Raw genomic sequence first — 24,118 nt, forward strand, 5'->3', positions numbered from 1 at the left:
GAAACACCGCCAGGCAGGCTAGGCAGTGGTTGTTTACGGATTTGATTTAAATACTGGAAAAGGCGGCTCCTATGGTCAAAAAGCTCCACATATCTGGGCACGGGCGTAAATGTCTGCCCCATTCGTCGCCGCAGAGTATTGGACGGTCGTCCGGTTTCTCGGGTGCCTTGGAATTCACCTCGTGCTGACGAATCGCGTGGAGCGAGACAGACATGATTCTTGCCGAAAGGGTGGGCCGACGATGGCACCTTCACTGATCAACTGGGGCGAGGGCGAGGCACGTGCCTGGGGGGAGCGCACCCACGTTGCCCGCCATGACCTCGACGGCCTCGACCTCTTCGCACGAAAGGGTATCGCCCGCATCATCGATGCGATGCCGCGTTCAGCGGTCCATGCCTACACCATGGGTGACGACCCCTGTGACGGCGCGACGTGGCGTCGTGGTGACGTGGCAGATCTCACGGGTCTCCAACTGCTCGACATAGTCGACCAAGGTCGCCTCTGGCTGAATATCGTCGGGGCGGGCCAGCATGTGCCAGAGCTCGGAGCAACTGTAGACGAACTCTACGGAGAAGTTTCGTCCACTGTCGGTGACGCCTGGAGCACGCTCAAGGCGACCCTCCTCGTGTCTTCTCCGTCCGCGCAGGTTTTCTATCACGCCGACAATCAGCCGAACGCTCTGTGGCATATCCGCGGTGAAAAAAAGGTATTCGTCTATCCCTGTCGCGAGCCGTATGTTTCTGTGCGCCAACTGGATTCAATCGCGGCCGGGTATGCGGACGAGCAACTGCCGTACGACCCTGCGTGGGATGCGTCCGCCGAGGTGATCGACCTGCAGCCGGGCGAGGTTGCGTGGTGGCCGCAGAACAGCCCGCACCGTGTCGTGAACGCGCCCGGCGAGCCGAGTGTCTCGCTCTCCGTCGAGCACCGGACCACTGCCTCCACGCGCACCGAGCGTCGCCAACGGGCCGACTTCCACCTTCGGCGAACCTTCGGGCTCACCCCGCCCCCCGGCAAGTGGCTGGATCCGGTGACTCTCGTGGCCGGCTCCGCCCTCGCGAAGGTGGCACCCAAGCAGCGGGCTCGCAACGAGCGTGCCGTCTCCTTCGTCGTCGATCCTGAGGCGGAAGGCGGGGTGAAGAGCCTCGCATGAGCACACTTCTCGCCGTCCGAGGCCATTACACGGCCCACCGTCTCGACCATGACGAACTCGGCTACACATCCCTGAGCGACGACGTCGACGCCGTTCTCAGGAGCGAAGCTCCCGTCACCCACCTGCCGATCGACGAACTCGCGAAGCAGGCGCGTGCTCGGCACGCGGACCTCGTGGTCATCGTCGTCGGTCGCCAAGGGGAAGAATCGTTCCCCCGGCCACTCGGTTTTGCGCTCCTCGAGCGCCGACCAGCCAGCCCGTGGCGACCGGTCGACATCCGCCTGGCGGGTGAGGGAAAGCTCGACCGTCAGAGTTTCCACCTCGTGGAACCCGAGGTCGCTGCCACGCTGGCACTCGGTGTCGCCACCTTTGTGCGCCGGCACCGCGTGTGGCGCCTGCACCTCGACCAGGTCTCGCCGAACGATCCGACCCTCGCCTACCTCGTGCGATGCCTACCGCGGCTGCGGGCGCAGGCCGGTGACCCGATCCCACTGCTCCGCTGGCCCGACGAGCGTCGGCCCGGCCGGTGGGCGTCGAAGAAAACCCGTGCCAAGCACCGCACCGCATGCCGGAGGCTCGACGAGTCCGGCTCTGCCTGGAGGGTACACCGGTTGCGGAACGCCGGCGAGATCCGCGCAGCTCTGCCCAGGACGCTCGAGGTGCGCGCAGCTCGCGAGCGTCAGCTCGCCCGGCGCGACGCGTTTGCCGATGCGGCAGGGCAGCGTCACGTGCAGCGCGTTCTCGATCTTGCCACCGAGGGCAATGCCGAGGTGTGGCTCCTCACTCTCGACGGCACGCTCGTCACCTATGTCGTCGTCGGGTGTGACGACGGCAAGCGCGTCCTCGTCGACAGCAGGATGCGACCGGGCTACGAGCGCCGCTCACCGGGGCTCGTGCTCTTCGGCCACATGCTCGCCACGTGGTACGTCGACGACGCCGTCCGGGTCGTCGACTTCGGACGTGGCATCAACGACTTCAAGCGCGGCCTGCGCAACGAGGTGGAGGAACGCCTGTGCGTGCGTGCGTGGTCGAACCCTGCCCTTGAGTACGCGGACCGCGGCCGGCACGTCGCCGACGCACGTCTTCGAGCGTGCGCCCGATCAGTGCGTGATCGATCACCGCTTGTCGCGGGGGTCGTGCGCCGCTGGCGCGCTCACCCCTTCACGCATCCCTGACCCCGAGGACGACCGGCCGAAGCGCCGTAGGAAAGCAGGAAAGCATGTCCACCCGAGCACCCGAGGAGACGACCACACGGTGCGTCGCCCACGTGTGCGACTCCGTCGCGGCCGCGGAGGAGTGCGCCTCGCGACGGGCGTGCCACGGGCGGAGTGCGCTTCCGGCCGGTCGCCCACCTGCGTCGCGGCGGGCCGCGCGTCGTGCCGCAGGCCGACACGACCGCGTCGAACCGAGGCGTCGACCCTCGATGTCGCGCGGCGCCGGCGCTGCAGCCGAGGACGCCCGTGCGGCCCGTGACCGCCGGGCGCGCACGCGCCGGGCCCGGGACGTCAGTGGATTGCTGGCCATCGACCTCGCCGTCCCCGCAGGCATGGGGTTCGCGACCCCGGTCAACCCGTTGGCCGTACTGGGTCTCGCATTCGGGATGGTCACCACCTACCGCTGGGCCGGGTTGTACCGACGCCGATTCAGTCAATCGGTGCTCGACGAACTGCCGTATCTCGTGCTCGGAATCCTCGTCGGTTTCGGCCTCGGTGCCCTCGCGCTTCTCGTCGACGACGCCCCGACGTGCGGCGAGTTGTTCGCGGGGCTCGTGCTGACCGTGACCGTCGTCATCGCCGGACGCACGCTCGTGTACCGCCTACGTCGCCGCCGCGCGCCCCGTCACGCCCAACGTGGCGGCACCCGGGTCCTCATCGTCGGTACGGGCGCCGGAGCCCGCGAGTTGGCCCGCCGCATCACCACAAGCGGTCAAGGCGCGGCGCTCGTGGGATTCCTCGGCGCCGAGCCGGACGGCGGTGCGCTCGTCGAGCAGACGATCACCGCTCCCGTCATCGGCGACTACGCCGACTTCGGCGAGGTCGTCGAGACGTTCGGCGTCAACATCGTCGTCTGCGCCTTTCCCGAACTGCAGGAGTGGCAGCTCGCACACCTGCTGCGCCGCGATGCGCCGCCCGACGTCGAGGTGTACACCGTGCCGAACGGGTACAGCATGCGTCGCTGGGGCGGGCCGTGGGCCGACCACATCCGCGGTATCCCGATCATCCCTGTCGCCCCGGCCCAGATGCGGTGGGTGGACGTCGTCAGCAAGCGGGTTCTCGACATCGTTCTGGCGCTCGTCGCGCTCGTTCTTCTCTCGCCGGTACTGCTGGCCGTGGCGCTCGCGGTGCGTATCGAGCTCGGACGCGGAGTCATCTTCCGCCAGGAGCGCATCGGCAAGGGCGGAGCAACGTTCACCATGCTCAAGTTCCGGTCCATGCACCCGGCGCGCGAGGGGGACTCGCAGACCCGCTGGAGCATCGCAGGCGATCAACGCATCGGTGCCGTCGGCCGTTTCATCCGCGCCACGTCGCTCGACGAACTGCCGCAACTGTTCAACATTCTGCGCGGCGACATGAGCTTCGTCGGCCCGCGTCCCGAGCGCCCCTACTTCGTGGAGCGCTACTCGCAGATCTACCCCGACTACGAGGACAGGCACCGCGCGCCGGCCGGGCTCACCGGCTACGCGGCGGTGCAGGGCTTGCGCGGCGACACCGACATCGCCGAGCGGGCGCACTTCGACAACCTCTACATCGACAACTGGTCGATGTGGCAGGACCTCAAGATCATCGTGAGGACGGTGGGCAGTGTTTTCGGACGCCACGGCAGTTGACGACGACGCGCGTTTCCCACGCCCCCTGCGGGTCGGCATCGTGTTGCCGACGCGCACCCGCGGCGGCGCCGAGGTGTGGCAGGAGCGGCTCGTCCGGGAAGAGGCGACGGCGGATGTCACGGTTCTCGCACCGCATGGCAGCGACGCCCTGCGCCGCTGGCAGGAACGTTCGGCGCGCACGCTCGACCTTCGCTCGGGGCGACGCTTCCGCGGTGCTGCGGCGAGCGTCGTCGACCTGCGTGAATACCTGCGCACCTCCCGTCCCGACGTCGTCGTCGCGCACGGCGTGAAGGCCGCGCTGCTCACCCTGACCGCGGCCGCCGGCGCCGGAGCGCGCGTCGCCTGGGTGCGCCACGACGACAGTTTCCCGCGCCTCTCGCGCATCGTGAACACGCTGGCGGACGCTCGGCTCCTGGGCTCCGAGGGGGCCCGGCTCGCAGGTGACACCCGTGCAGTTGCCATCCAGGGGCCGCTTCCCGGTGCGCCACTGACGCGGGCGGCCGCGCGGCGGACCCTCGGGTTCGACGAGGGCTCCAGCGGCATCAGGCGTGCCGTCATGGCCACGCGACTCGCGCCCTACAAGGGGGTCGATGTCGCCATCCGTGCCCTCGCGTGCCTGCCGACGTGGAAGCTGCACGTCTTCGGCGTCGTCGATCACGCCTACCCGCAGGAGGCCGAGCGACTCACCGCACTCGCGGAACAACTCGGCGTGGGGGAACGGTTCGTGCTTCACCCTGCCCGTGACGACGCCTGGTCCCTCCTCGGTGCCTTCGATGCTGCGCTGATGCTCACGCGCACCGACGCGGGAGCCCACCTCAGCCGCGAGGCGTTCGGGTTGACGGCGTACGAGGCGGTGCGCGCGGGAGTGCCGGTCGTCGCGGCGTCACCTGTCGCCGAACAGCTCGGCGCTGCAGGCATTCTCGTCGGCTCCGAGGACGTCGACGCCGTCGTTGCCGCCCTGCGTGACTGCGTGCGACCCGAGCGCCGCCGTGAACTGCTCGCCGCAGGCCCCGGTGTGCTCGCGACCACCGTTCTCGAACCCGACGAAGCCGCCGACCGCTTCACCCGCCTCCTCGCGGGGACCGCCCGCCGACCGGGGGCGGGCGTGCGAGGCGCCGAGCCGATGTCGGTCGTCACGACGGTGCTCGACGAGGCCGAGGCTCTCGCGCGCCTCCTCGACGACGTGGTGCCGCTGCTCGGTCCTGACGACGAACTCGTCGTCGTGGACGGCGGCTCACGCGACGGCACGTTCGAGGTGGCGCAGGCGGCCGGCCGCCGTGATTCACGGGTACACGTGTTGCGGGCCGAGGGCGCCGGAATCTCCGAGGGCAGGAATGCCGGGATCGCCGCCGCCGCCCACGAGCTCATCGCGTGTACCGATGTAGGGTGCACACCGGCCCCGACGTGGCTCGAGGCCTTCCGCAGCGCAGCGAGCGAGCACCCCGAGGCCTACCTCTTCACGGGTGTCTACACCGCGACGGCGAGGAATGCCGTCGATGACGCGTTCGCCGCCTGCGGCTACCCGGACGTCGCTGAACTGCACCACCCGAGCGCCGGTCAGCGCCTCTACGCGCGAGCGTTCGGCCGCGCGTTCCGCCCCGAGATGCCCACGGGGCGTTCCGTCGCCTTCAGGCGAGCCGCCTGGGCCGAGGTCGGCGGTTTCCCCGAGAACCTCCCGACGGGTGAGGACGTCACGTTCGGCATGCGGATCGCGGCCCGCCACCCGGCGCTGCTCGTCGCCGATGCCGCCGTCGAATGGGAGCAACGACCGAGCGTGCGCTCCACCCTGCGCATGTACTACCGGTACGGGCAGGGCTCGGCCGACTCGGGCAACACCCGGCTCGTCGTGCGTGACGGCCTGCGTCTGCTCGCCTACGGGGGTGGCGCCGTTCTCGTGACCAGAGGGCCCCTTGCCCGAACGGCACTCGCCGTCGGTGCGGTGGGCTATCTCGGCGTGCCGGTGCGGCGCGCGCTGCGGCGTCCGGGCGGCGTTCGCGCCGCAGCGCTCGTGCCCTTCGCGACGGCGGCTCGCGATGTCGCGAAGGTGGCCGGAGCACTCGAAGGCATGACGCGCCAGGCAAAGCGGGGCGCTCACTCGTGAATCGTGCACCCGCGACGCGCAGCTCGGCGCGGCGCCTCACCGTCGGAGCGCTCACCCTGAGCGTCGGCGAAGTCGTCGGCAAGCTCGGCACCCTCGGCATGCTCGGGCTGATGGCCCGGCAGCTGGGCGCGGCCGACTTCGGCCTCTTCAGCCTCGGCCTGGGCCTCGGACTGTTGCTCGCGTCGGTCGTGACGCTCGGCTTCGACCAGCGCCTCGTGCAACTCGTCGGCGCGGAACCGGAGTCGCTCGACGCCCGCCTGTCGGCCCTGCTGACACTGCGGATGGCGCTCGCGATCACCGTCGTCACCGTGTCTGCGATCGTCCTCATGACGCTCGACGAACCGGCCGCCTCCCGCGAGGTCATCGCCGTGCTTGTGGTCGCGGGATGTAGCGACACGCTCGTCGAGGCCTTCCGTACGGCTGCGAACGTGCGTGCCGTCCAGGTCGTGCCCGCCGCGGTGCTTGTCGTGCAACGGCTGCTGGCGCTGGGCCTCGTCGCCTGGGTCCTGGCCGAGGGACACGGGGTGGTCGCGGTCGCGTGGGCCTACTGCGCCGCGTCCCTCGGGAGTCTCGTCGTCATGGCGGGGGTGAGCCGTGTCGTGGCCGACGTCCGGCCGCGGGCGGCTCTCGTCACGCGTCACCACCTCGGCGACTTCCTCCGCGCCGTGCGGGTCACCGGGATCAATGACCTCGTCTCCATGACGCTCTTCCGCCTCGACGTCGTGTTGCTGGCCGTTCTGGCCGGTGAGGTCGCCGTCGGCCACTACACCGCGGCCTACCGGCTGCTCGAGACAGTGCTCTTCGTCAGCTGGTCGCTGTGCCGCGTCGTGCAGCCGAGCCTCGCCGACACCTCGGCCCCGATTGCGTCGCGCGCGGGCATCGTGCGCGCCTGCATCGTGCTGGTCGCAGCGGTCTACGTGCCTTACACCGCGCTCCTCGTGGTGCGCGGCGAAGACCTCATGCACCTGCTGTTCGGCGCCGAGTTCGCCTCGGCCCACGTGCTGTGGGGTCTGTGCCTCGCGCCCCTCGCATTCGGACTGGCACAGGTCGGTGCCACCGCGCTACTCGCCCTGCGTCCCGATCCCGCTGTGCTGTGGGCCAGCACCGCAGCCCTCGCGACCAACGTCGGGCTCAACCTCGCGCTCATTCCCGCGTTCGGCGCCGTGGCCGCCGCCGTGACGACGAGCCTGTCCTACGTCGTCCAGGCAGGCGTGACGGTGACGGCGCTGCGCCGTGTCATGCCGGTGCATAGCGCGAGTCGGCCCCTCGCAGTCGTCGCGCTCGCCGCGTTCGTGGCGGCCGCGGTCATGCTCGTCCCCATGGCGCCGCTCGTCGCGATGGCGTTCGGCGTGGGCGTCTACGTCCTCGTGTGGGGCGTCCTGACGTCGGTGTGGGATCGCCCCACGCTCGGTTTCCTCCGCTCTCTGGCGAGGCCGGCATGAGCGCCCAGCCACGAACCCGGCGCGAGGCACGCGAACACCGCACCGCAACCCGCCTGCGTAGCCTGCTTGCCGCGGCCGTCGCGACGACCGTCGCCGTCGCTCCCTGGTCGGAGCGGGCCGTGGCGCCCCTCATGGCTCTCGTCTGCGTTTTCGCCGGAGTCGTGGTGCTCTTCGAGCGTCACGTGCACGTGCCCATGACCCTGCGCGCGTGCGCACTCGTGCCGATCGGCCAAACGCTCACGCTGCCGCTCGCCCCCGACCTGCCGTGGTCCTGGCGTCTTGTGGCCATGAGCTGGATGGGGTGGATCTGCGCCCTCGGTGTCGCCCAACTCGACGCGCGTCGCCGTGCCTGGATGCTCGTCGCTGTGAGCGCGTCCGCCGCCGTCGTGGCACTCGGGTCGCTCGCAGATCTCGGCGCGCTCTCGAGCCACGAGGGCGGCGGCGTCATCAACGGCCGCCTCCAGGGGCCGCTCGCGCAGCCCAACGAATTCGGTTCGCTCATGCAGATGGCCTTGCCGTTCGTCCTCCTCACGACGTTCGCCGCCTGGGCCCCGCGTGACGGCCGCATTCGTGCCCGGACGTGGCGAGTCACGAGCGTCGTCGGCCTCGCCGGCGTCGTCGCGGCACTCGTCTTCAGCCTCTCGCGCGGTGCTTGGATCGGAACGCTCGTCACGCTCACCCTGGTGGCGCTCGTGCGTCCCGCCGCCCGCCGCGGACTCCTGACGTTCGGGCTCGCGCTCGTCCTCGTGGGGGCGCTCGCAGCCGCAGCGGGGGGATCGTTCGTCAGCGCCGTCAGCGCGCGGTTCGACTCCCTCACCTCGCCGACGCGCAGTGCGTCGGACGAGCGCCCGGCGATCTGGGCGTATGCCGGCGAGCTCGTCGACGGTCGTCCGTTCACCGGGGTCGGCGTCGGTGGCCTACCGGAAACCGCCGGCGACGCAACCTTCGGCATGACGAACGTCGCGCCGCTGCACGCGCACAGCATCGTGCTCACTGCGCTGGCCGAAGGCGGACTTCTCGCACTCGCGACCCTCAGCGTGCTGCTCGTCGTCGGCGTGCGCGTACTCGCGCGCATGAACGCGCGTGGTGCGCCGGTGGTCGAGGTGGCCGCCGCAGCCGCGCTCGCCGGCGCCTTCGTGCACGGCGTCATCGACTTCCCTTGGCGCGCACCGGCACTCACCGCCACCACCTGGCTTCTTGTCGGGCTTCTCCCGGTCGGCGTGACGCGCTCGCGCCGTTCCTCGACGAAAGGAAACCCATGACCGACCATCGCGACCCGACGGACCTGCCCGCTGCGGAAACCCGCGGCTCAGGTTCGTCACCGACCTCCACGGACACTGATGGCGCGTCCCGCACGGGCATCGGACGGTGGCGCCTGCCGCTCGCCATCGTCGTCCTCGGCACTCTGGTCGTCGCTCTGACGGCGCTGCTCCTACCGGGTCGCTACGACGCGACATCCGTCGTCGGGCTGCGCGCCGCATCCGAGGGCGGGAACCAGGCCGACATCGCGGCCAGCGCCGACAGCCTCAAGCAGGTGGCCCAGCAAGAAGCGGTGGCGAGCGGTGCGCCCGGACACGTCGAGAGCATCGGTCGCTCCATCCCCGTGTCGCGTGACGCGAAGGCCACGGCCAACCTCGACCCCGACTCGACGACGATCCGCATCGTCGCGCAGGGCGTGAGCGCGCGTGAGTCCTCGGCTCTGGCCAACGCGCTCGCCGATGACGCCGTCAAGCGCATCGGACGTGACGGCACGGCGCGCGCGGTGGTCCTCGAACGGGCTGATCCGACCTATGCCGAGAAGAAGCCGAACCGCCTGCTCGTGGCCGGGGCGGGGGAGGCGGCCGTCCTTGCAGCGGCCGCGCTCGCCGGTGCAGCGAGGGGGCGGCCATGACGGGCCCCACGCCGCTCGTGCTCATGTACCACGGCGTGGCCCAGGTGCCGCGCTCGCTGGATCCTGCGAACATCTTCGTGACGAAGGAAGCGATCTCCCACCAGATCGCACGCCTCACCGAGCGTCACGGGTTCCGTCCGCTGACCGAGGCGCAGTACCTCGCTGCGCTGGCCGGTGAGCGCAGCGTGCCCTCGAACAGCTGCCTCGTCACCTTCGACGACGGCTACGCCTCCGTGCTCGACGAGGCGGCGCCGTTGCTTGCCGCCGCGCGTGTCCCGGCCATCTGTTACGTCTCACCCGGGTTGCTCGGCGCGCAGCCCGACCGCAGTGAACCGGCCGCCTCGGCCCGCCTCGATCGCGACGGCGTGCAAGCACTGCGCGAGTACGGGATCGAGATCGGTTGCCACAGCGACCTGCACGCGTCCATGCGGGGGATGAGCGCCGAGCGGCTCCGTGCTGCGACGAGCGTCGCGCGTGAGGAGATGGAGGCGCTGTTCGGCCACACCCCGCGCACGTTCGCCTACCCCTACGGCGATCACGACGCGGCGGCGCGAGCTGCTGTGCGCGAAGCCGGCTTCGAGTGCGCCTTCGCGACCTACGAGGGATACGGACGTTTCGCCCTGCCACGGGTCGACATCAACGCCACCGACACCCCGTTCACCTTCGACCTCAAGCTGCGGCGGCTGTACCCGTTCGTCCGTCGTTCGCTGGGGCGCGTTCCCGTGGTGCGACGAGCGACGCACCACGTCGTCGGCTACGCCCCGAGGCAGCCGTGACCCGGATCCTTCACGTCACCGAATGCTTCAGCACCGGAGTTTCGCGCGCCATCCGCACGATCGCGCAACTCGCGCCGGAGCACGAACACCACCTGCTGTACACCGGCCTCGACGAGCCGGGCGAGTCCACGTTCGCCTCCTGCCGCGAGCTGCCGGACGGAACCTCGGCGCGCATTCGGGCGGTGCGTGAGGTTGCCGGCGCGCTCGGTGCCGATGTTGTTCACGCACATTCGAGTTGGGCCGGCGTCTACGCGCGGGCGCTGCCGTTGTCTGCCCGCGTCGTCTACCAGCCGCACGGGTACAAGCTCTCCGACACGAGTGCGTCACGGCCGGCGCGTTTCGCTGTGGCAGCCGCCGAGAGCCTGCTGGGGCTGAGGAGCGATGCCGTCGTCGTTCTCTCACCGCAGGAGGCACGGCTCGCCCGACGGCTGACGCCGAGGGCGCAGGTCGTCGTCGTGCCGAACGTGCCGACGCTGCCGGTTCGTGAAGAATCACCGGAGAGCTCGGAGGCCCCGCGGGGCGGTGGCGAGATGGCCCATCCGACGATTGTCATGAGTGGCCGGGTCAGCCGGCAGAAGGATCCGGAGTGGTTCGTCGCCGCCGTCGAGCTCGTGCGTCGAGAGCGTCCGGACGTGCGGGCGGTGTGGCTCGGCAGCGACGACGACAAGGGCTTGACCGAGCGCCTCATGGCCGCCGACGTGACGGTGACCGGTTGGGTCGACGCCGACGAGGTGCGGCGCTTGGTGGGTGCGGCGGGCGTCTATCTCCACACGGCGCGGTACGAGGGGTTCCCGCTCAGCGTTCTCGACGCGCTCGCGCTCGGTACGCCGACGCTCGTGCGTGACATCCCCGCGTTCGAGGGAACACCGCTGTGGGCCGTCGACTCACCGACGGCAGCCGCCGGTCGTGCCCTGGCCCTGCTCACCTCGCGTGAACAGCGGGAGGCCAACCGTCGTGCGGGAGCACAGCTGCTGACCACCATGTCGCCGGACGCCCAACAGGCGGCCCTGGCCCAGCTCTACGGGTGAAGTCGCACCCCGTCACGGCGAGGCGAGGCGAAACAGCCCCTTCGTCTCGATAGCCTTCCGGGGTGACGAACGACGACCGCAGCGCTCCCGAGGCCCACGCGAGCGTGCTCGACACCGAGCGCGCCCAGGCCGTGCGTGACGCTGCCGCCCTTTGGCAGCGTCACCTCGTCGACCTCGGCGGACGCAACTCGCTTCTGTGGCAGCGCACCGACGACACGGTCGAGCTCGACCTCACGACGGCGCACCCGGCCGGCGTCGCGAAGTTGCTCTCCGGTCGCAACGTGCTCTTGTCCGAGATCGTGCGCGAACCCAGCGCCTACCGTGCCGCGTACGAGCGGGCCATCGCCGTGCGCGATCTCTCGCGTGAGCTGCTCGAGGAGCGGGGCATCATCAGTTGCTTCCTCGCCCTTGGGCGTGCGACCTGGCAGCTCAGCGGTGACGCCGTCCCCGCCGCCCCGATCCTCCTGCGCCAGTGCGACATCCACTTCGGTGGTCGCGACGGTGACGACCTCGTGCTCGAGGTGTCGCGCACCGTCGAACTCAACTCGGCGCTGTCGACCTATTTCGCCTCGCGCGGCATCAACATCGACCAGGACTACCTGACGTCGCTCGCGTCCGGCCCCCACGGCTTCGACCCTGCTCCGACCTACGACATGATGCGCCGGGCCGGCGCGAGCATCCCCGGCTTCCGTGTCGACGAACGTCTCGTCGTCTCGACGTTCAGCTACGCCAAGCTCTCCATGGTCCGCGACGTCTCCGACCAGTCGGCGTGGTTGCACCAACACCCCGTCATCGCTGCCATGGCGGGTGACGAGCAGGCCACCTTCGACGTCGGCGCGCAGATGCCCGAACCCGGCCTCGACGCCGACCCGCGCGAGGAGTTCCTCGTCCTCGATGCCGACGCGCAGCAACAGGCGGCGATCGACGCCGTCATGGGCGGCCAGCACCTCGTGCTCATGGGCCCGCCCGGTACGGGCAAGAGCCAGACGATCGCCAACCTCGTCGCCACGCTCACCGCACACGGCCGCAGCGCTCTCTTCGTTGCGGAGAAGCGCGCCGCGATCGATGCGGTCATCGGCCGGCTCGAGGGTCCCGGGCTGCGTGACCTCATGCTCGACGCCCACGCGGGCTCCGGCACCGCAGCCGACCTCGTCGACGCTCTCGCGCGCCGCCTCGTCACAGCGCCTGCCTCGGGGGCACCGCACGTCGGTGATGCCCTTCGTTCGAGTCACGACACCGGCCCGGGCCAGGACGCTCCTGACGAGGCCGTCATCGAGACGCTCGAGGAGCACCGCTTCACCCTGCTCGAGCACGTGCGCGCGCTGCACCGCGTGCGTGACCCGTTCGGCGTCAGCGCCAACGACGCGCAGGATCGCATCGCCGAACTCAACGCCCTGCCGGTGGCGCCGCGTTCGCGCGTGCGCCTCGAGGGCGAGCCGTTGCGGCGCCTCGACGAACAGGGCCGTGACGAGGTGGGCCGCCTGCTGAGCGACCTCGCGCGCCGCAACGCCTGGCGTGACGACGGGCAGCCCGACCCCTGGTTCGGCTCGCGCGTGCGCGGGCGTGACCACATGGAGCGCGCGAAGGCACTCGTCACCCGCCTCGCCGGCGAGAACGGGAACGACGGCGATCTCGCCGCTCACCGATCCCAACTCGACGAACTCTTCACGAAGGCGGGCCTCCCGCTGCCGGAATCGGCCACGCGTGCGGCCGAGGTCCTGGATCTCATGGAACAGGTGAACAAGACGCTCGACGTCTTCACCCCCGAAATCTTCGGTGTTCCGCTCGACATCGCCATCAAGGCGAGCGCCACCCGCGCCCAGCGCAAGGAAACGGGCGAGGCTCCAGGTGTCCTCGAACGACGCCGTGTACTCAAGCAGGCCCGTGCCACGCTGCGGCCGGGACGGCCCCCGGCCGATCTGCACGCCGCGCTCGAGCGGGCGTGTGTGCAGCAGACCCGCTGGAAGGAGCTCGGTGGTACCGGGCGCCCCAACGTTCCCATCGGTACGGAGGAGGCCCGCAGCGCCCACGCCCGCCTCACCGAGGAGCTCGACTGGCTCGGTGTGCGGCTCGAGGGCACGGCGGGCGCCACCGAACTGCTCACCACACACTTCGACGAGCTCGCGGAGCGAGTTGCCGATCTTGCCGCCAATGTCGATCGACTCGAGATCGTGCCGACCGTCGGAGGCGATCTCGAGCGCCTGCGCGCCCAGGGTCTCGGCGCCGTCATCGACGACTTCGCCGCTCGCGGTCTCGGCCCTGACGCGGTCGGCCCCGAGTGGGAGTTCGTGTGGTGGACGAGCGTTCTCGGTCGTGTGCGCCGTCACGATCCGGCCTACGAGCAGCACCGCGGCAACGAACTGCGTGCGTCTGCGGTGAAGTTCGCCGACGCCGATCGCCAGCACCTTGCTGCAGCCCCCGAGCGTGTGCGCGCCCGCGCCTACCGACGCATCGACGCCGTCGCGGAACACTTCCCCGAGCAGGTCGAGGCGATGGAATCGGCCCTCGTCTTCGGTCATCACGCAGGCAGCGCCGACGCGCTGCGCCACGCGTTCGCCGGCGCCCCCGACCTCATGACGGCGCTCGCTCCCTGCTGGGCCATGAGCCCCCTCGTCGTTGCGCAGACACTCCCGCCGGGGCAGTGGTTCGACGTCGTCATCTTCGACGAGGCGAGCCAGATCCCGCCGGCCGAGGCGATCTCCGCCATCAGCCGTGGTGCACAGGTGGTCGTCGCCGGAGACACCCAGCAGCTTGCGCCGACGAGCTTCTTCCAGCGCACGGCCGCGGGTGAGGACACGGCACACACGGGGGAGTCTGTGCTCGACGTGCTCTCCGCACTCCTGCCGGTGCGCCACCTGCGTTGGCACTACCGCTCGCTCGACGAGCGCCTCATCGCGTTCTCCAACGACGCGGTCTACGACGGTGAACTCGTGACGTTCCCGCGGGCACGTACCGAGAACGTTCTACGCTTGCACGTCGTCGGCGCGAACGCCGTGGCCTCCGACGACCTCCCGGTCGCCGCAGCTCAGGCAGCCTCGGTCGACGAGAACGCACCGGAGGTCGCGGCCGTCGTCGATCTCGTCTCACAGCACGCCCGTCAGCGGCCCGAGGAAAGCCTCGGCGTCATCGCGCTCGGTCTCACGCACGCACGCCGCGTCGAGCGCGCCGTGGCGACGGCAGCCCGCACCGACGAGGCGCTCGCGGCCTACCTCGAGGCGCACGTCGACGAGCCGTTCTTCGTCAAGAACCTCGAACGCGTCCAGGGCGACGAGCGCGACGCGGTGGTCCTCACCCTGGGTATTACCCCGACGAGTGGCAGCCTCGTGCGCCGCTTCGGGGCGCTCAACCACGTGGGTGGCGAACGACGCCTCAACGTTGCCATCTCGCGCGCCCGTCGCCGCATGGATGTCGTGAGCACGTTCGCCGGCGAGGACCTGGAACCCACGACTCTGCGCTCGCGCGGGGCGACGCTGCTCCGCGATTTCCTGCTCTACGTCGCCGAGTGCGACGAACGCCTCGAACCTCGTGCCGAGGACGTCGACGGGGTCACCGTGGTCGGCGGCAAGCGTCGCCGTGCTGCAACGTCCGGATCCGTCGCGTTGCGCCGGGTCGGGGCCGACGCGGAGATCGTGCCCGTGCCGTTCGTCGTCGAGGATTTGGCGCGGCGCCTTCGCGCCGAGGGGCTCACGGTGCACACCGGCTACGGCCATTCGCGCATGCGCGTCGACCTCGCGATCGAGCATCCGCGCGAGCCGGGGCAGATGCTGCTCGCCGTCGAGAGCGACGGCGAGCACTACGCGGCGATGAACAGCGTGCGCGAACGCGACCGGCTCCGTCCCGACGCGCTGCAGCGTCTCGGCTGGGCGCACGACAGGGTGTGGACCGTCGACCTCTTCCGTGACCCGGCGCGCGACACCGCCCGCATCGTCGAGTTGGTTCACCGTCTCGCGGCGCAGGTCGACGTCGCAGGTGAAAGCGTGCCGCAGTGACCGACGTGTCAGGGCCCGACGGCGCTGACCGCCCGAAGGCTGCGGGAGGCGAGCGGCAGAGGAGTGGGCGGCCACCGCGTCGCGGTCCTCGTCGCGCCACGGCTGCCCAGACCGGATCGGTCATGCCCGCCGCCTCCGCCACGCCGGAGGCGGATTGGGCCGAGTGGCTCGCTCGCCGGGAACCCGAGACCCAGACGCCGCCTTCGCCCGTGAGCACGGACGAATCCGAGGCGAAGGGGGCAGCCGAGAAGCCGCGCCTGAACGAGCGGGATCGGTGGTTCCTCGAGCAGCGTCCACCGCACTGGGACTGAGTGGCCCGGGCGTCGCGAACGAGTCGCGAAACGATCCGAGCGCGCGGTCACGAGAAAGGGCGTCGACACCGTGATGGTGTCGACGCCCTTTCGCGTCAGAGGGTCAGTGACCTCGGGATGAGCGTGAAGCTCAGACGCGACGCTGCGCGCGCAGCTCGTCGCGGATCTCGGCGAGGACGGAGATCTCCGTGTCCTCGACGTCGGCCGGCTTCTCGAAGCGGGCCTTGGCAGCCTCGTACGGCTTGACCATGAAGAAGTACACGACGAAAGCGAGGATGAGGAAAGCGACGAGAACCGTGAGGAACGCGCCCACCGGAACGTCGCCCGGCTTCCAGTTGTTGAAGTCCGGCGTGCCGCCGAGCTTGCCGATGAGGCTCATGACGACGTTGACGAAGGCCTCGACGACCTTTGCGAAGGCGCCCGCCATAATGAACGCGACGGCAAGCTCGATGAGGTTGCCGCGCATGATGAAGTCCTTGAAGCCCTTCATGGCTTCTCCTTACTACTCAGTACCAGTGAAAAGGTGCGAGGTGAGCGTACCCATCCAGGTGAGACACAAAGAAACGCGGGAATCCCCCAGCGTGTCGGAATTCGTGATAACCGGGCGGGTCAAGGACTGACCGTGACGAACAGATCTGACCAGGACGAGTGTCCATCATTGGTATGACGCGCAATTTTCATCACGTCGGGCGGCGTGAGGGCCACGAGAACAGGTGCTCGATCGACTCGATTCGACACGTCCGCGCTGCGGGACTTTGTCTCGAATGGTGGTACGACTGGCGCCGCCGAGGTGAGGCGCGTGCCGTCCGGTGCCCAGACGTCGACGCGTGAGGTGCGAGTCAGTCGGTCCGCTAGTGCGGCGTCCGCGTCGATCGTCACGAACTGTCGGCCGCGCAGCTCAGGGCGTTCGGAGTTGTCGGTTGTCGACGCGCCGGACGAGGGGGACGAGGAGGCAGGGACGTCGTGGGTTCCACCGCCGGTGGCCACGAGGGCGGCAGCGGCGAGGCAGACGCAGGCGCCGAGTTTGCGGAGTCGACGTCGCCTCGTGGCGGCGGCTCGGGTGGGCGCATTGAGGCGGTGGACGACGTCGAGATCGCGCAGGCTGGGCATATGTCGACGCTAGGCGCGTGGCAGTTGCGGGTCACGCGGGACGCCCCGTGCCCTGTGGAAGAGGCTTACCGGCCGTCAGGGTTGGGGAAAAGTCAGTCGCTGGACGAACTCGACGAACTGCCCTCGCCCGAGCCGGAACGGCTGTCCGTGCGGTAGAAACCGCTGCCCTTGAACGTCACGCCGACGCCGTCGAACACCTTGCGCAGGTCGCCCGAGCACACCGGGCACGTCGTCAACGCCGGGTCGGAGAAGGACTGCCGCTCCTCGAAGCGGTGGCCACAGTTCTTGCAGGCGTAGACATAGGTGGGCATGGTCTCCTCCAACAGGGCGAACGGCGGGCGCTCGTTCTTTCGAGCGTCATCGTAGGGCAGGGGGCGGGGGTGGCCGCTCTCGCCCCGCGAAGCTCAGGAGTGACCGGTCCCGGCATGCTCGGTGTCCGGGCCGGTGTCGGTACGCCAACCGGCCAGGCGGCCACCCGCGCTCACTTCACGAATGCGCTGGGCGGCGAGACCACGCACCGACTCCTTCGTCACGACGAGGAGTTGGTCGCCGGCGCGCAGGACGCTGCGCTCGTTCGGGACGTATCCCTCGTCACCGTTGACGACGAGGGTGACGTTGGCTCCGACCGGCAGGCGCAGTTCGTAGACGCGCACGCCGATGAGGCGTGAGGTCGGGCCCACCTTGACCTGGAGCATGTCGGCACCGAGGTCCGTCAGGGGCGTGTTCTCGACCTCCAGCTCGACGGTGTGGGCCTGCTCGTCGATGCCGAGGCGTTTGGCGACGAACGGCAGGGTCGGGGCCTGCAACAGGGTGAAGACGATGACGAGCACGAAGACGAGGTCGAAGATCCATCGCGTGTCGGACGCGCCGAGCGTCAGCGGCACGGTCGCGAGAACGACGGGTACCGCGCCGCGCAGTCCGGCCCAGGACAGGAAGACCTGCTCGCGCCACGAGAAACCGAACGGCGTCATCGACACGAGAACAGACGCCGGGCGCGCGATGAGGAGGAGGACGAATCCGACGACGATTGCCGGCACGAGCTGGTCGGCGAGGCGTGACGGCGATGCGAGCAGCCCGAGGAGAACGAACAGACCGATCTGTGCGAGCCACCCGAGGGCCTGACCGAACCCGCGTACCGCCTGACGGTGTGGGATGTTCATGTTCCCCAGAACGAGCGCGGCGAGATAAGTGGCGATGAAGCCGCTCGTGTGGACCGTCGCGGCTGCGGCGTACGCGAAGACGCCACCCGCGACGACGCCGATGGCGAACAGGCCGGACGAGCCCGGCGCGATGCGTTGCGAGAGTGAGCCCAGCACCCAGCCGACGAGCAGGCCGACGAGCGCGCCGCCAGCAAGTTCGAAGACAGCCGTTCCGGCGAGTTCGAGAATGGTGTGGTGCTCGCCGCCGGGTACGACCTCGCTGGCCAGCGCCACCACGAGGAGGACGACGGGGGCGTCGTTGAAGCCCGACTCGGCTTCGAGCACGCCGGTGAGGCGGTGCGGGAGAGGGACCTTGCGCAGCACGGAGAAGACGGCCGCGGCGTCTGTGGAGCTGACGATGGTGCCGAGCAGGAGCGAGGTCGACCACCCCAGGTCGAGCAACCAGTGGGTGAGTGCGCCGACCACGCCGACGGACACGAGGACGCCGAGCGTCGACAGGAGCAGTGCCGGGGCCACGGACGAGCGGATGCTGCGCCATTCCGTCGTCAGGCCGCCCTCGATGAGAATGAGCACGAGTGCGGCGTAGCCGAGAACCTGAGTGAGGTTGTCGTTGGAGAAGTCGATGCCGAAGCCGCCCTCGCCGAGCACGACGCCGATCGCGAGGTAGATCAGCAGGGTCGGCAGCCCGGAGCGGTTGGCCAGGCGCACCGCGGCGACCGCGACGAGGAGAACCAGAGAACCGACGAGAAGAACGAAGGGAAGGTCGTCGGTACCGAAGCCCGTGCCGGCCGCTGATGCAATCATGCGCCGCCCCCTCCTACCCGCTCACCGTTCGTCGTCGCTCGGCATTATCTCAGGGGCTCGCGCAACCACGTGAGCCCGTTCACGGTGAGCACGGCGTCGACGCGCTCGTCGTGGGCCTGCGTGGGGAAGTCGACGCCGAACTCGTCCGGAAAGACGACGGCGATGACGGGCGTTCCCTCACGGCGCCGGGGGAGCGCTCGGTCGTAGCAGCCGCCTCCTTGCCCGAGCCGCTCCCCGCACGCTCCGATGGCAAGGGCGGGTGCCACGACGACGTCGGCGAGCGCAATGGCGTCCTTGCCGAGATCCTCACCGGTTGCGAGGTCGCGCCACGACAGATCGAGGTCCTCGAGGGTGATGGGGACGATGACTCGGCCGTTCTCCAACAGGCGCGCGTTGAGCGGTTCGAGATTCGACTCGGTGTCGAGCGGCTCGAAGGTGGCGACGCACGACGCGGCGCGCAACGCCGGTTCCGCGAGACGGAGCAATCGCCGCCCGTCGGCCTCACGCTCGGATGTCTCACCCATGTCACGGCGGGCCCGTCGCGCGGCGCGCAACGTGCGCCGGACGGCACGCTTAGCCTCCCGTGACGCCGCGTTCACCTCCGGTTTCGTGGAAGCGTCGTTGTCACCCATGACGAGTAGCCTAGGAGACATGACTGAATCGACGACGCCCGCCATCCGACGCCGTGCGCGCAAGGCCGTCATCCCGGCCGCCGGCCTCGGTACCCGCTTCCTGCCCGCCACGAAGGCCATCCCGAAGGAGATGCTGCCGGTGGTCGACAAGCCGGCCATCCAGTACGTGGTGGAAGAAGCCGTCCGTGCGGGCGTGCCCGACATCGTGACGATCACCGGCCGTTCCAAGGCCTCCCTGGAAGATCACTTCGACCGCCACTGGGAGCTCGAGCAGGCCCTCGAGCGCAAGGGCGACGAGAAGCGCCTCAAGCGCGTGCGCAAGTCCAACGATCTGGGCGACGTGCACTTCGTTCGTCAGGGCGAGCCGAAGGGGTTGGGCCATGCCGTGCTCATCGGCAAGAACCACGTGGGTGACGAGCCGTTCGCCGTGTTGCTCGGTGACGACCTCATCGACGAGGGTGATCACCTCCTCGAGGAGATGATCGAGGCGCAGCTCAAGCACGGCGGTTCCGTCGTGGCCCTCATGGAGGTTCCGGCCGAACAGATCAACCTCTACGGCTGTGCCGAGGTGGAGCAGATCGACGGTGAGACCTCGGGCGTCGTGCGCGTCAAGGGCCTCGTGGAGAAGCCCTCGCCCGAGGAGGCACCGAGCAACCTGGCCATCATCGGCCGGTACGTGCTCGACCCGTCGATCTTCGAGGTGCTCGAGCGCACCGAGCCGGGCCGCGGCGGCGAGATCCAGCTCACCGACGCTCTGCAGGAGCGTGCGAACGCCACGGGTGACGGCGCGGGCGTGGTCGGCGTCGTGTTCAAGGGCAACCGCTACGACACGGGTGACCGTCTCGACTACCTCAAGGCCGTCGTGCGACTCGGCGTTCGTCACCACGACTTCGGTGACGACTTCCGGTCGTGGCTGCAGGAGTGGGTCACCACGGACGAGGGCAAGGGCAACGAGAAGCGCGCCTGACCCCCTGCTTCGAGCCGCCCCGGCAGCGCCCCCCGCGAGGGACGCCGCCGGGGCGGATCTCTTCGTGTGGCCGGTTGTCGGTGATGAGCGGCACAATGTCGGGGTGATCTCCCACGACGACCATCGCGCGCGCATCCTCGCGGCGGCGCCTGCGCCGCGGGTGGAGCGTCTCGCTGTGTCCGGCGGATCGCTGCTCGGACGTGTGCTCGCTGCGGACGTGAGGAGTGCCGTCGAGCTCCCGGCGTTCACCAACTCGGCGATGGACGGCTACGCCGTGCACTCCGCCGACGTGAACGAGCCCTGTGAGCTACCCGTCGTCGGTGACATCGCTGCCGGAGACACTCGCTCCCTGAGCTGTGAGCCCGGTTCGACCTGGCGCATCATGACGGGCGCACCCATGCCCGAGGGAGCGGACGCCGTCGTGCCGGTGGAGCTGACCGACGGTGGCGTGGAGCGTGTGCGGTTCGAGGCGGCGGCCACGCCGGGCAACCACATCCGTCATGCCTGCGAGGACGTACGGGTGGGCGACCTGCTCCTGCCGCGGGGTACGCACGTGGCGCCGCACCACGTGGCGGTGCTCGCATCGAGCGGCGTCACGCAGGTAGATGTCGTCGCGCGGCCGCGCGTTGTCGTCGTCTCCACCGGTGACGAACTGCGGGCGGCCGGAAGCGAACTCGCCCACGGCCAGATCCACGACTCCAACGGCCCGATGCTCGCCGCGCTCGTCGAGGCCGCGGGGGCGCAACTCGTCGAACAGGCACACCTGCCCGACGATGCCCGGGCCGTCTCGGACCTGCTTGAGCGGGTCGTGGAGAGCGCCGACGTCGTCATCACGACAGGCGGCGTGAGCGCCGGCGCGTTCGACGTCGTCAAGGAGGCGCTCATCGAGGCCGGCGACGTGACGTTCGACAAGGTTGCGATGCAGCCGGGCAAGCCGCAGGGGTTCGGGCTGCTCGGCGAGCGCCGCGTGCCCGTCTTCACCCTGCCCGGCAACCCGATGAGCACGCTGGTCTCCTTCCACGTCTTCGTCCTTCCGACGCTCGACGCCATGGGTGGGCGCCCTCCCCGCGAGTGCGAGCGCGCCGTGGTCGAGCGCGGGTGGACGTCGCCGCCCGGGCGTGCGCAGTTCGCGCGGGTCGCGGTGCGTCGTGACGATTCGGGGCGCCTCGTCATCCACCCGAACTCACGCCAAGGCTCGCATCACCTCGGCGAACTGGCCGAGGCGAACGCGCTCGCCCTCGTACCTGCCGACGTCGACGTGGTTCAGGCGGACGACGAGCTCGACATCCAGATGCTGCTGACGAAGGAGTGACATGAGCGATCTCACGCACGTGCGGGCCGACGGCAGCGCGCACATGGTCAACGTGGCGGGCAAGGCCGTGACGCAGCGCTCTGCCTCGGCCGCCGGGCGGGTGCTCCTGCACCCCGACGCCATTGCCGCTCTGCGGGACGGCGCAGTGCCCAAGGGTGACGCCATCGCCGTCGCGCGCATCGCGGGCCTTCAGGCGGCCAAGCGCACGCCGGAGCTCATCCCGCTCGCGCACCCCATCGCTGTGCACGGCGTCGAGGTCGATCTGGACGTGGCCGACGACGGCGTCGACATCCGCGCCACCGTGGTCACCGCGGACCGCACCGGCATCGAGATGGAGGCGCTCACGTGCGTCAGCGTCGCGGCGCTCGCGCTCATCGACATGGTCAAGGCGGTCGACAAGCACGCGCGCATCACGGACGTGCGGGTCGTCGCGAAGTCGGGTGGCCGAAGCGGTGACTGGCATGAGTGACGCCCGCGCTGTCGTCGTGACGTGCTCCACGCGCGCCGCGGCTGGGCAGTACGAGGACGAGACGGGGCCGGCCATCGTGAGCTGGCTCGAGGGCCGGGGATTCGAGGTCGCCTCCCAGGTCGTTCCCGACGGCGACGCGGTGGGCACCGCGATCGGCGCGGCCCTCGGCGTGGGCGCCGACGTCGTCATCACCACGGGTGGCACCGGCGTCGCGCCGAGCGACGCCACCCCGGAGCAGACGCGCCCCCACCTGTTGGCCGACCTTCCCGGTCTCGCCGAGGCGGTGCGCGCTCGCGGTGTTGCGGCGGGCATCCCGACGGCGGTTCTGTCGCGCGGTCTCGCTGGCGTTGCCGCGTCGGCCAACGCGACGGGCCGGGCGCTCGTCGTCAATCTGCCCGGGTCGAAGGGCGGCGTGAAGGACGGTCTCGCCGTGCTCGACGGCGTCCTCGACCACGTTCTCGACCAGTTGCACGGCGGTGCGCATTGAGCCGACGTCCGTGGCCTGTGACGATCGGTGGCGCCTGGAGCGGTTCGCGCATCGAGTTGCGGCCCCTACATCCTCGTCGTGACCGCGAGGAGTGGAGCGCGTTGCGCCGCGAGAGCAGCGCGTGGACGGGGCCGTGGGATTCGACGAACCCCTACCCGCAGCAGGCGTTGAGCTACCGCAAGGCCATCGCCTTCCAGGATGCCGAAGGGCGCGCGGGACGTCTGCTGCCGTGGGTCCTCACCGTCGACGGGCGCCTGGCGGGTCAGGTGCACGTGTTCAGTATCGTGCGCGGCGCCCAGCAAGGCGGCACCATCGGGTACTGGATCGCCGAGCGATACGCGGGCAGAGGCATCACGCCGGCCGCGGTGGCCATGGCGATCGACCACTGCTTCGGCGTCGAACGGTTGCACCGCATCGAGATCAACGTGCGCCCCGAGAACGTGAATTCGCTTCGGGTGGTGGAGAAACTCGGACTCCGCGACGAGGGCGTGCGCCGTTCTTTCCTTCACATCGCGGGGGAGTGGCGTGATCACCGCACCTTCGCGGTGACGGCCGACGAGGTCGGTGCGGGCGGTCTCGTGGGGCGACTTTCGGGCTGATACCCGAAACCCGTCAGGAACGAGGCGCGACACGCCCGGCGTGTCTCACTCGTTGTGATGTGTTCGACCCATAGCCTTTGTGACGTGAGATCCAGCAGCCTGATTTTCTTCGTCATCTTTGCCGTGTGGGCTGCCTACATGCTCCAGCACTGGGTGCGGCGCCGCGAAGACCTCGCAACCGCCCGCACCGTCGACCGATTCTCGGAGGCGATGAGGATGCTCGAACGTCGAACGCCGGTGAAGGCGCAAGCGACTCGTCGCGACGAGGAGGCGAAGCCGACGCTGCTTCGCCCCCAGGTCTCGGTCAAGGGTGCCAAGCCCGCTGCTGACGCTGCTGGCACCGAATCGGTCGCTCCTGCTGCCGCTTCCACGTCGAAGGCGACGAAGCGCGTCGGTGGTCTTTCCCTCTCTTCCCCGGAGGTGAAGGCCGGCGCGCTCCTCGCCGCTCTGGCACTCCTCGTGCTCACCGTCGTGCTCGCGCCGTTCGGTGTCGTGCCGGCGTGGACGCCGCTGCTCGGTCTCGCTGCTGTCGGTGGCGTCGTCGTGTGGCTGCGCCGCAGCGCCATCGCGGCACGTCAGGCTCGCGCGGCCAAGCCGGCCGCTCGTCCGGTGCGCGCGCCCAAGGCGTCCGCCGAGGGTCCGACGAAGTCCGCCACCGCGGCGCCGACCGCGAAGGCTGCCGCTCCGGCTGCCACCTCGACGAAGCGTTCGCCGCTCGTTGCGCAGACGCCGGTCGAGCGTGAGGAAGCTGTCGAGGTCGTCGAGACCGAGACGCACACGGACGCCGTCGCGAAGGCCGAGGCCGAGGTGTTCGACGCACGCCAGTGGGCGCCGGTCGACGTCCCGCGTCCGACGTACACGATGAAGGCCAAGGCAGAGCGCGAGGAGGTTGCGCCTGCGGCCACGGTCGACGAGACCGACACCCGCCCGCTCGCCGCCCGCTACGAGAACGCACCCGTCGACGAGATTCCCTTCGATGGCATGGCCCTCGACGAGGACTACGACGAGCTGCCCGAGGTCTACCGCGCCGGCTGACCCCGGCGCAACGTCCTGACGAAGG

22 protein-coding genes are annotated in these 24,118 nt (G+C 69.9%); 17 read left to right on the forward strand and 5 right to left on the reverse strand.

Going from position 1 to position 24,118, the window contains the following annotated elements:
- Nucleotides 1-241: 241 nt before the first annotated feature.
- From H7F30_RS06530 to H7F30_RS06580, 11 genes are all read left to right on the forward strand, one after another.
- A complete protein-coding gene (locus H7F30_RS06530; protein ID WP_187037500.1) occupies nt 242-1,153 on the forward strand; it encodes a hypothetical protein in 912 nt (303 codons plus the stop codon).
- Nucleotides 1,150-2,328 carry a GNAT family N-acetyltransferase gene (locus tag H7F30_RS06535; protein ID WP_187037502.1) on the forward strand — a complete coding sequence of 393 codons (1,179 nt, stop codon included), beginning with the start codon at nt 1,150-1,152 and terminating at the stop codon, nt 2,326-2,328. The genes H7F30_RS06530 and H7F30_RS06535 overlap by 4 nt, the downstream gene beginning before the upstream one ends.
- A 248-nt stretch (nt 2,329-2,576) precedes the next feature.
- Nucleotides 2,577-3,980 carry a sugar transferase gene (locus H7F30_RS06540; RefSeq protein WP_222617863.1) on the forward strand — a complete coding sequence of 468 codons (1,404 nt, stop codon included), beginning with the start codon at nt 2,577-2,579 and terminating at the stop codon, nt 3,978-3,980.
- Nucleotides 3,955-6,081, forward strand: a complete 2,127-nt coding sequence (locus H7F30_RS06545; RefSeq protein ID WP_187037506.1) for a glycosyltransferase — start codon at nt 3,955-3,957, stop codon at nt 6,079-6,081. The genes H7F30_RS06540 and H7F30_RS06545 overlap by 26 nt, the downstream gene beginning before the upstream one ends.
- Nucleotides 6,078-7,523 (forward strand): oligosaccharide flippase family protein, encoded by a 1,446-nt coding sequence (locus tag H7F30_RS06550; protein WP_047312282.1) that lies wholly within the window; start codon nt 6,078-6,080, stop codon nt 7,521-7,523. The genes H7F30_RS06545 and H7F30_RS06550 overlap by 4 nt, the downstream gene beginning before the upstream one ends.
- Nucleotides 7,520-8,785, forward strand: a complete 1,266-nt coding sequence (locus H7F30_RS06555) for an O-antigen ligase (RefSeq protein ID WP_187037508.1) — start codon at nt 7,520-7,522, stop codon at nt 8,783-8,785. The genes H7F30_RS06550 and H7F30_RS06555 overlap by 4 nt, the downstream gene beginning before the upstream one ends.
- Nucleotides 8,782-9,414, forward strand: coding sequence for a hypothetical protein (locus H7F30_RS06560; protein WP_129665675.1), 633 nt, complete (start codon nt 8,782-8,784; stop codon nt 9,412-9,414). The genes H7F30_RS06555 and H7F30_RS06560 overlap by 4 nt, the downstream gene beginning before the upstream one ends.
- Nucleotides 9,411-10,190, forward strand: a complete 780-nt coding sequence (locus H7F30_RS06565) for a polysaccharide deacetylase family protein (protein WP_129665677.1) — start codon at nt 9,411-9,413, stop codon at nt 10,188-10,190. The genes H7F30_RS06560 and H7F30_RS06565 overlap by 4 nt, the downstream gene beginning before the upstream one ends.
- Nucleotides 10,187-11,218 (forward strand): glycosyltransferase family 4 protein, encoded by a 1,032-nt coding sequence (locus H7F30_RS06570; RefSeq protein WP_165357941.1) that lies wholly within the window; start codon nt 10,187-10,189, stop codon nt 11,216-11,218. Before H7F30_RS06565 ends, H7F30_RS06570 begins: the two co-directional genes overlap by 4 nt.
- 62 nt (nt 11,219-11,280) lie before the next feature.
- Nucleotides 11,281-15,207: an AAA domain-containing protein gene (locus H7F30_RS06575; protein WP_187037510.1), complete on the forward strand. Its 3,927-nt coding sequence runs from the start codon at nt 11,281-11,283 to the stop codon at nt 15,205-15,207.
- 122 nt (nt 15,208-15,329) lie between these two features.
- A complete protein-coding gene (locus H7F30_RS06580) occupies nt 15,330-15,518 on the forward strand; it encodes a hypothetical protein (protein ID WP_118914367.1) in 189 nt (62 codons plus the stop codon).
- Nucleotides 15,519-15,648: 130 nt separating this feature from the next.
- Here H7F30_RS06580 and H7F30_RS06585 read toward each other — a convergent pair whose 3' ends face one another.
- The 5 genes from H7F30_RS06585 to H7F30_RS06605 form a co-directional block, all read right to left on the reverse strand.
- Nucleotides 15,649-16,008: an MscL family protein gene (locus H7F30_RS06585; RefSeq protein WP_047312278.1), complete on the reverse strand. Its 360-nt coding sequence runs from the start codon at nt 16,006-16,008 to the stop codon at nt 15,649-15,651.
- A 119-nt stretch (nt 16,009-16,127) separates the two neighbouring features.
- On the reverse strand, nt 16,128-16,628 hold the full coding sequence (locus H7F30_RS06590) for a hypothetical protein (protein WP_047312277.1): 501 nt from the start codon (nt 16,626-16,628) through the stop codon (nt 16,128-16,130).
- Between the two features lie 92 nt (nt 16,629-16,720).
- Complete coding sequence (locus H7F30_RS06595) at nt 16,721-16,939, reverse strand: FmdB family zinc ribbon protein (RefSeq protein ID WP_129665682.1); 219 nt, start codon at nt 16,937-16,939, stop codon at nt 16,721-16,723.
- 93 nt (nt 16,940-17,032) lie between these two features.
- Nucleotides 17,033-18,592 (reverse strand): potassium/proton antiporter, encoded by a 1,560-nt coding sequence (locus H7F30_RS06600; RefSeq protein WP_187037512.1) that lies wholly within the window; start codon nt 18,590-18,592, stop codon nt 17,033-17,035.
- 44 nt (nt 18,593-18,636) lie between these two features.
- On the reverse strand, nt 18,637-19,224 hold the full coding sequence (locus H7F30_RS06605) for a 5-formyltetrahydrofolate cyclo-ligase (protein ID WP_187037514.1): 588 nt from the start codon (nt 19,222-19,224) through the stop codon (nt 18,637-18,639).
- Nucleotides 19,225-19,243: 19 nt separating this feature from the next.
- Between H7F30_RS06605 and galU the strand changes: the two genes are divergently transcribed.
- The 6 genes from galU (at nt 19,244) to H7F30_RS06635 (ending at nt 24,093) form a co-directional block, all read left to right on the forward strand.
- Complete coding sequence (gene galU, locus H7F30_RS06610) at nt 19,244-20,191, forward strand: UTP--glucose-1-phosphate uridylyltransferase GalU (protein ID WP_129665688.1); 948 nt, start codon at nt 19,244-19,246, stop codon at nt 20,189-20,191.
- A 103-nt stretch (nt 20,192-20,294) separates the two neighbouring features.
- Nucleotides 20,295-21,503, forward strand: coding sequence for a gephyrin-like molybdotransferase Glp (glp, locus tag H7F30_RS06615; RefSeq protein WP_187037515.1), 1,209 nt, complete (start codon nt 20,295-20,297; stop codon nt 21,501-21,503).
- A 1-nt stretch (nt 21,504) separates the two neighbouring features.
- Nucleotides 21,505-21,972 (forward strand): cyclic pyranopterin monophosphate synthase MoaC, encoded by a 468-nt coding sequence (gene moaC, locus H7F30_RS06620; protein WP_129665692.1) that lies wholly within the window; start codon nt 21,505-21,507, stop codon nt 21,970-21,972.
- Nucleotides 21,965-22,459 carry a molybdenum cofactor biosynthesis protein B gene (locus H7F30_RS06625; RefSeq protein ID WP_187037517.1) on the forward strand — a complete coding sequence of 165 codons (495 nt, stop codon included), beginning with the start codon at nt 21,965-21,967 and terminating at the stop codon, nt 22,457-22,459. Before moaC ends, H7F30_RS06625 begins: the two co-directional genes overlap by 8 nt.
- Nucleotides 22,460-22,476: 17 nt before the next feature.
- The gene (locus tag H7F30_RS06630; RefSeq protein WP_255464983.1) at nt 22,477-23,058 is read left to right on the forward strand and encodes a GNAT family N-acetyltransferase; all 582 of its coding nucleotides are present in this window, start codon (nt 22,477-22,479) and stop codon (nt 23,056-23,058) included.
- An 84-nt stretch (nt 23,059-23,142) separates the two neighbouring features.
- The gene (locus H7F30_RS06635) at nt 23,143-24,093 is read left to right on the forward strand and encodes a hypothetical protein (protein WP_187037519.1); all 951 of its coding nucleotides are present in this window, start codon (nt 23,143-23,145) and stop codon (nt 24,091-24,093) included.
- Nucleotides 24,094-24,118: the final 25 nt, after the last annotated feature.

Source organism: Dermacoccus sp. PAMC28757 (assembly GCF_014302635.1).
In the GTDB taxonomy this organism is placed as follows: domain Bacteria; phylum Actinomycetota; class Actinomycetes; order Actinomycetales; family Dermatophilaceae; genus Dermacoccus; species Dermacoccus abyssi.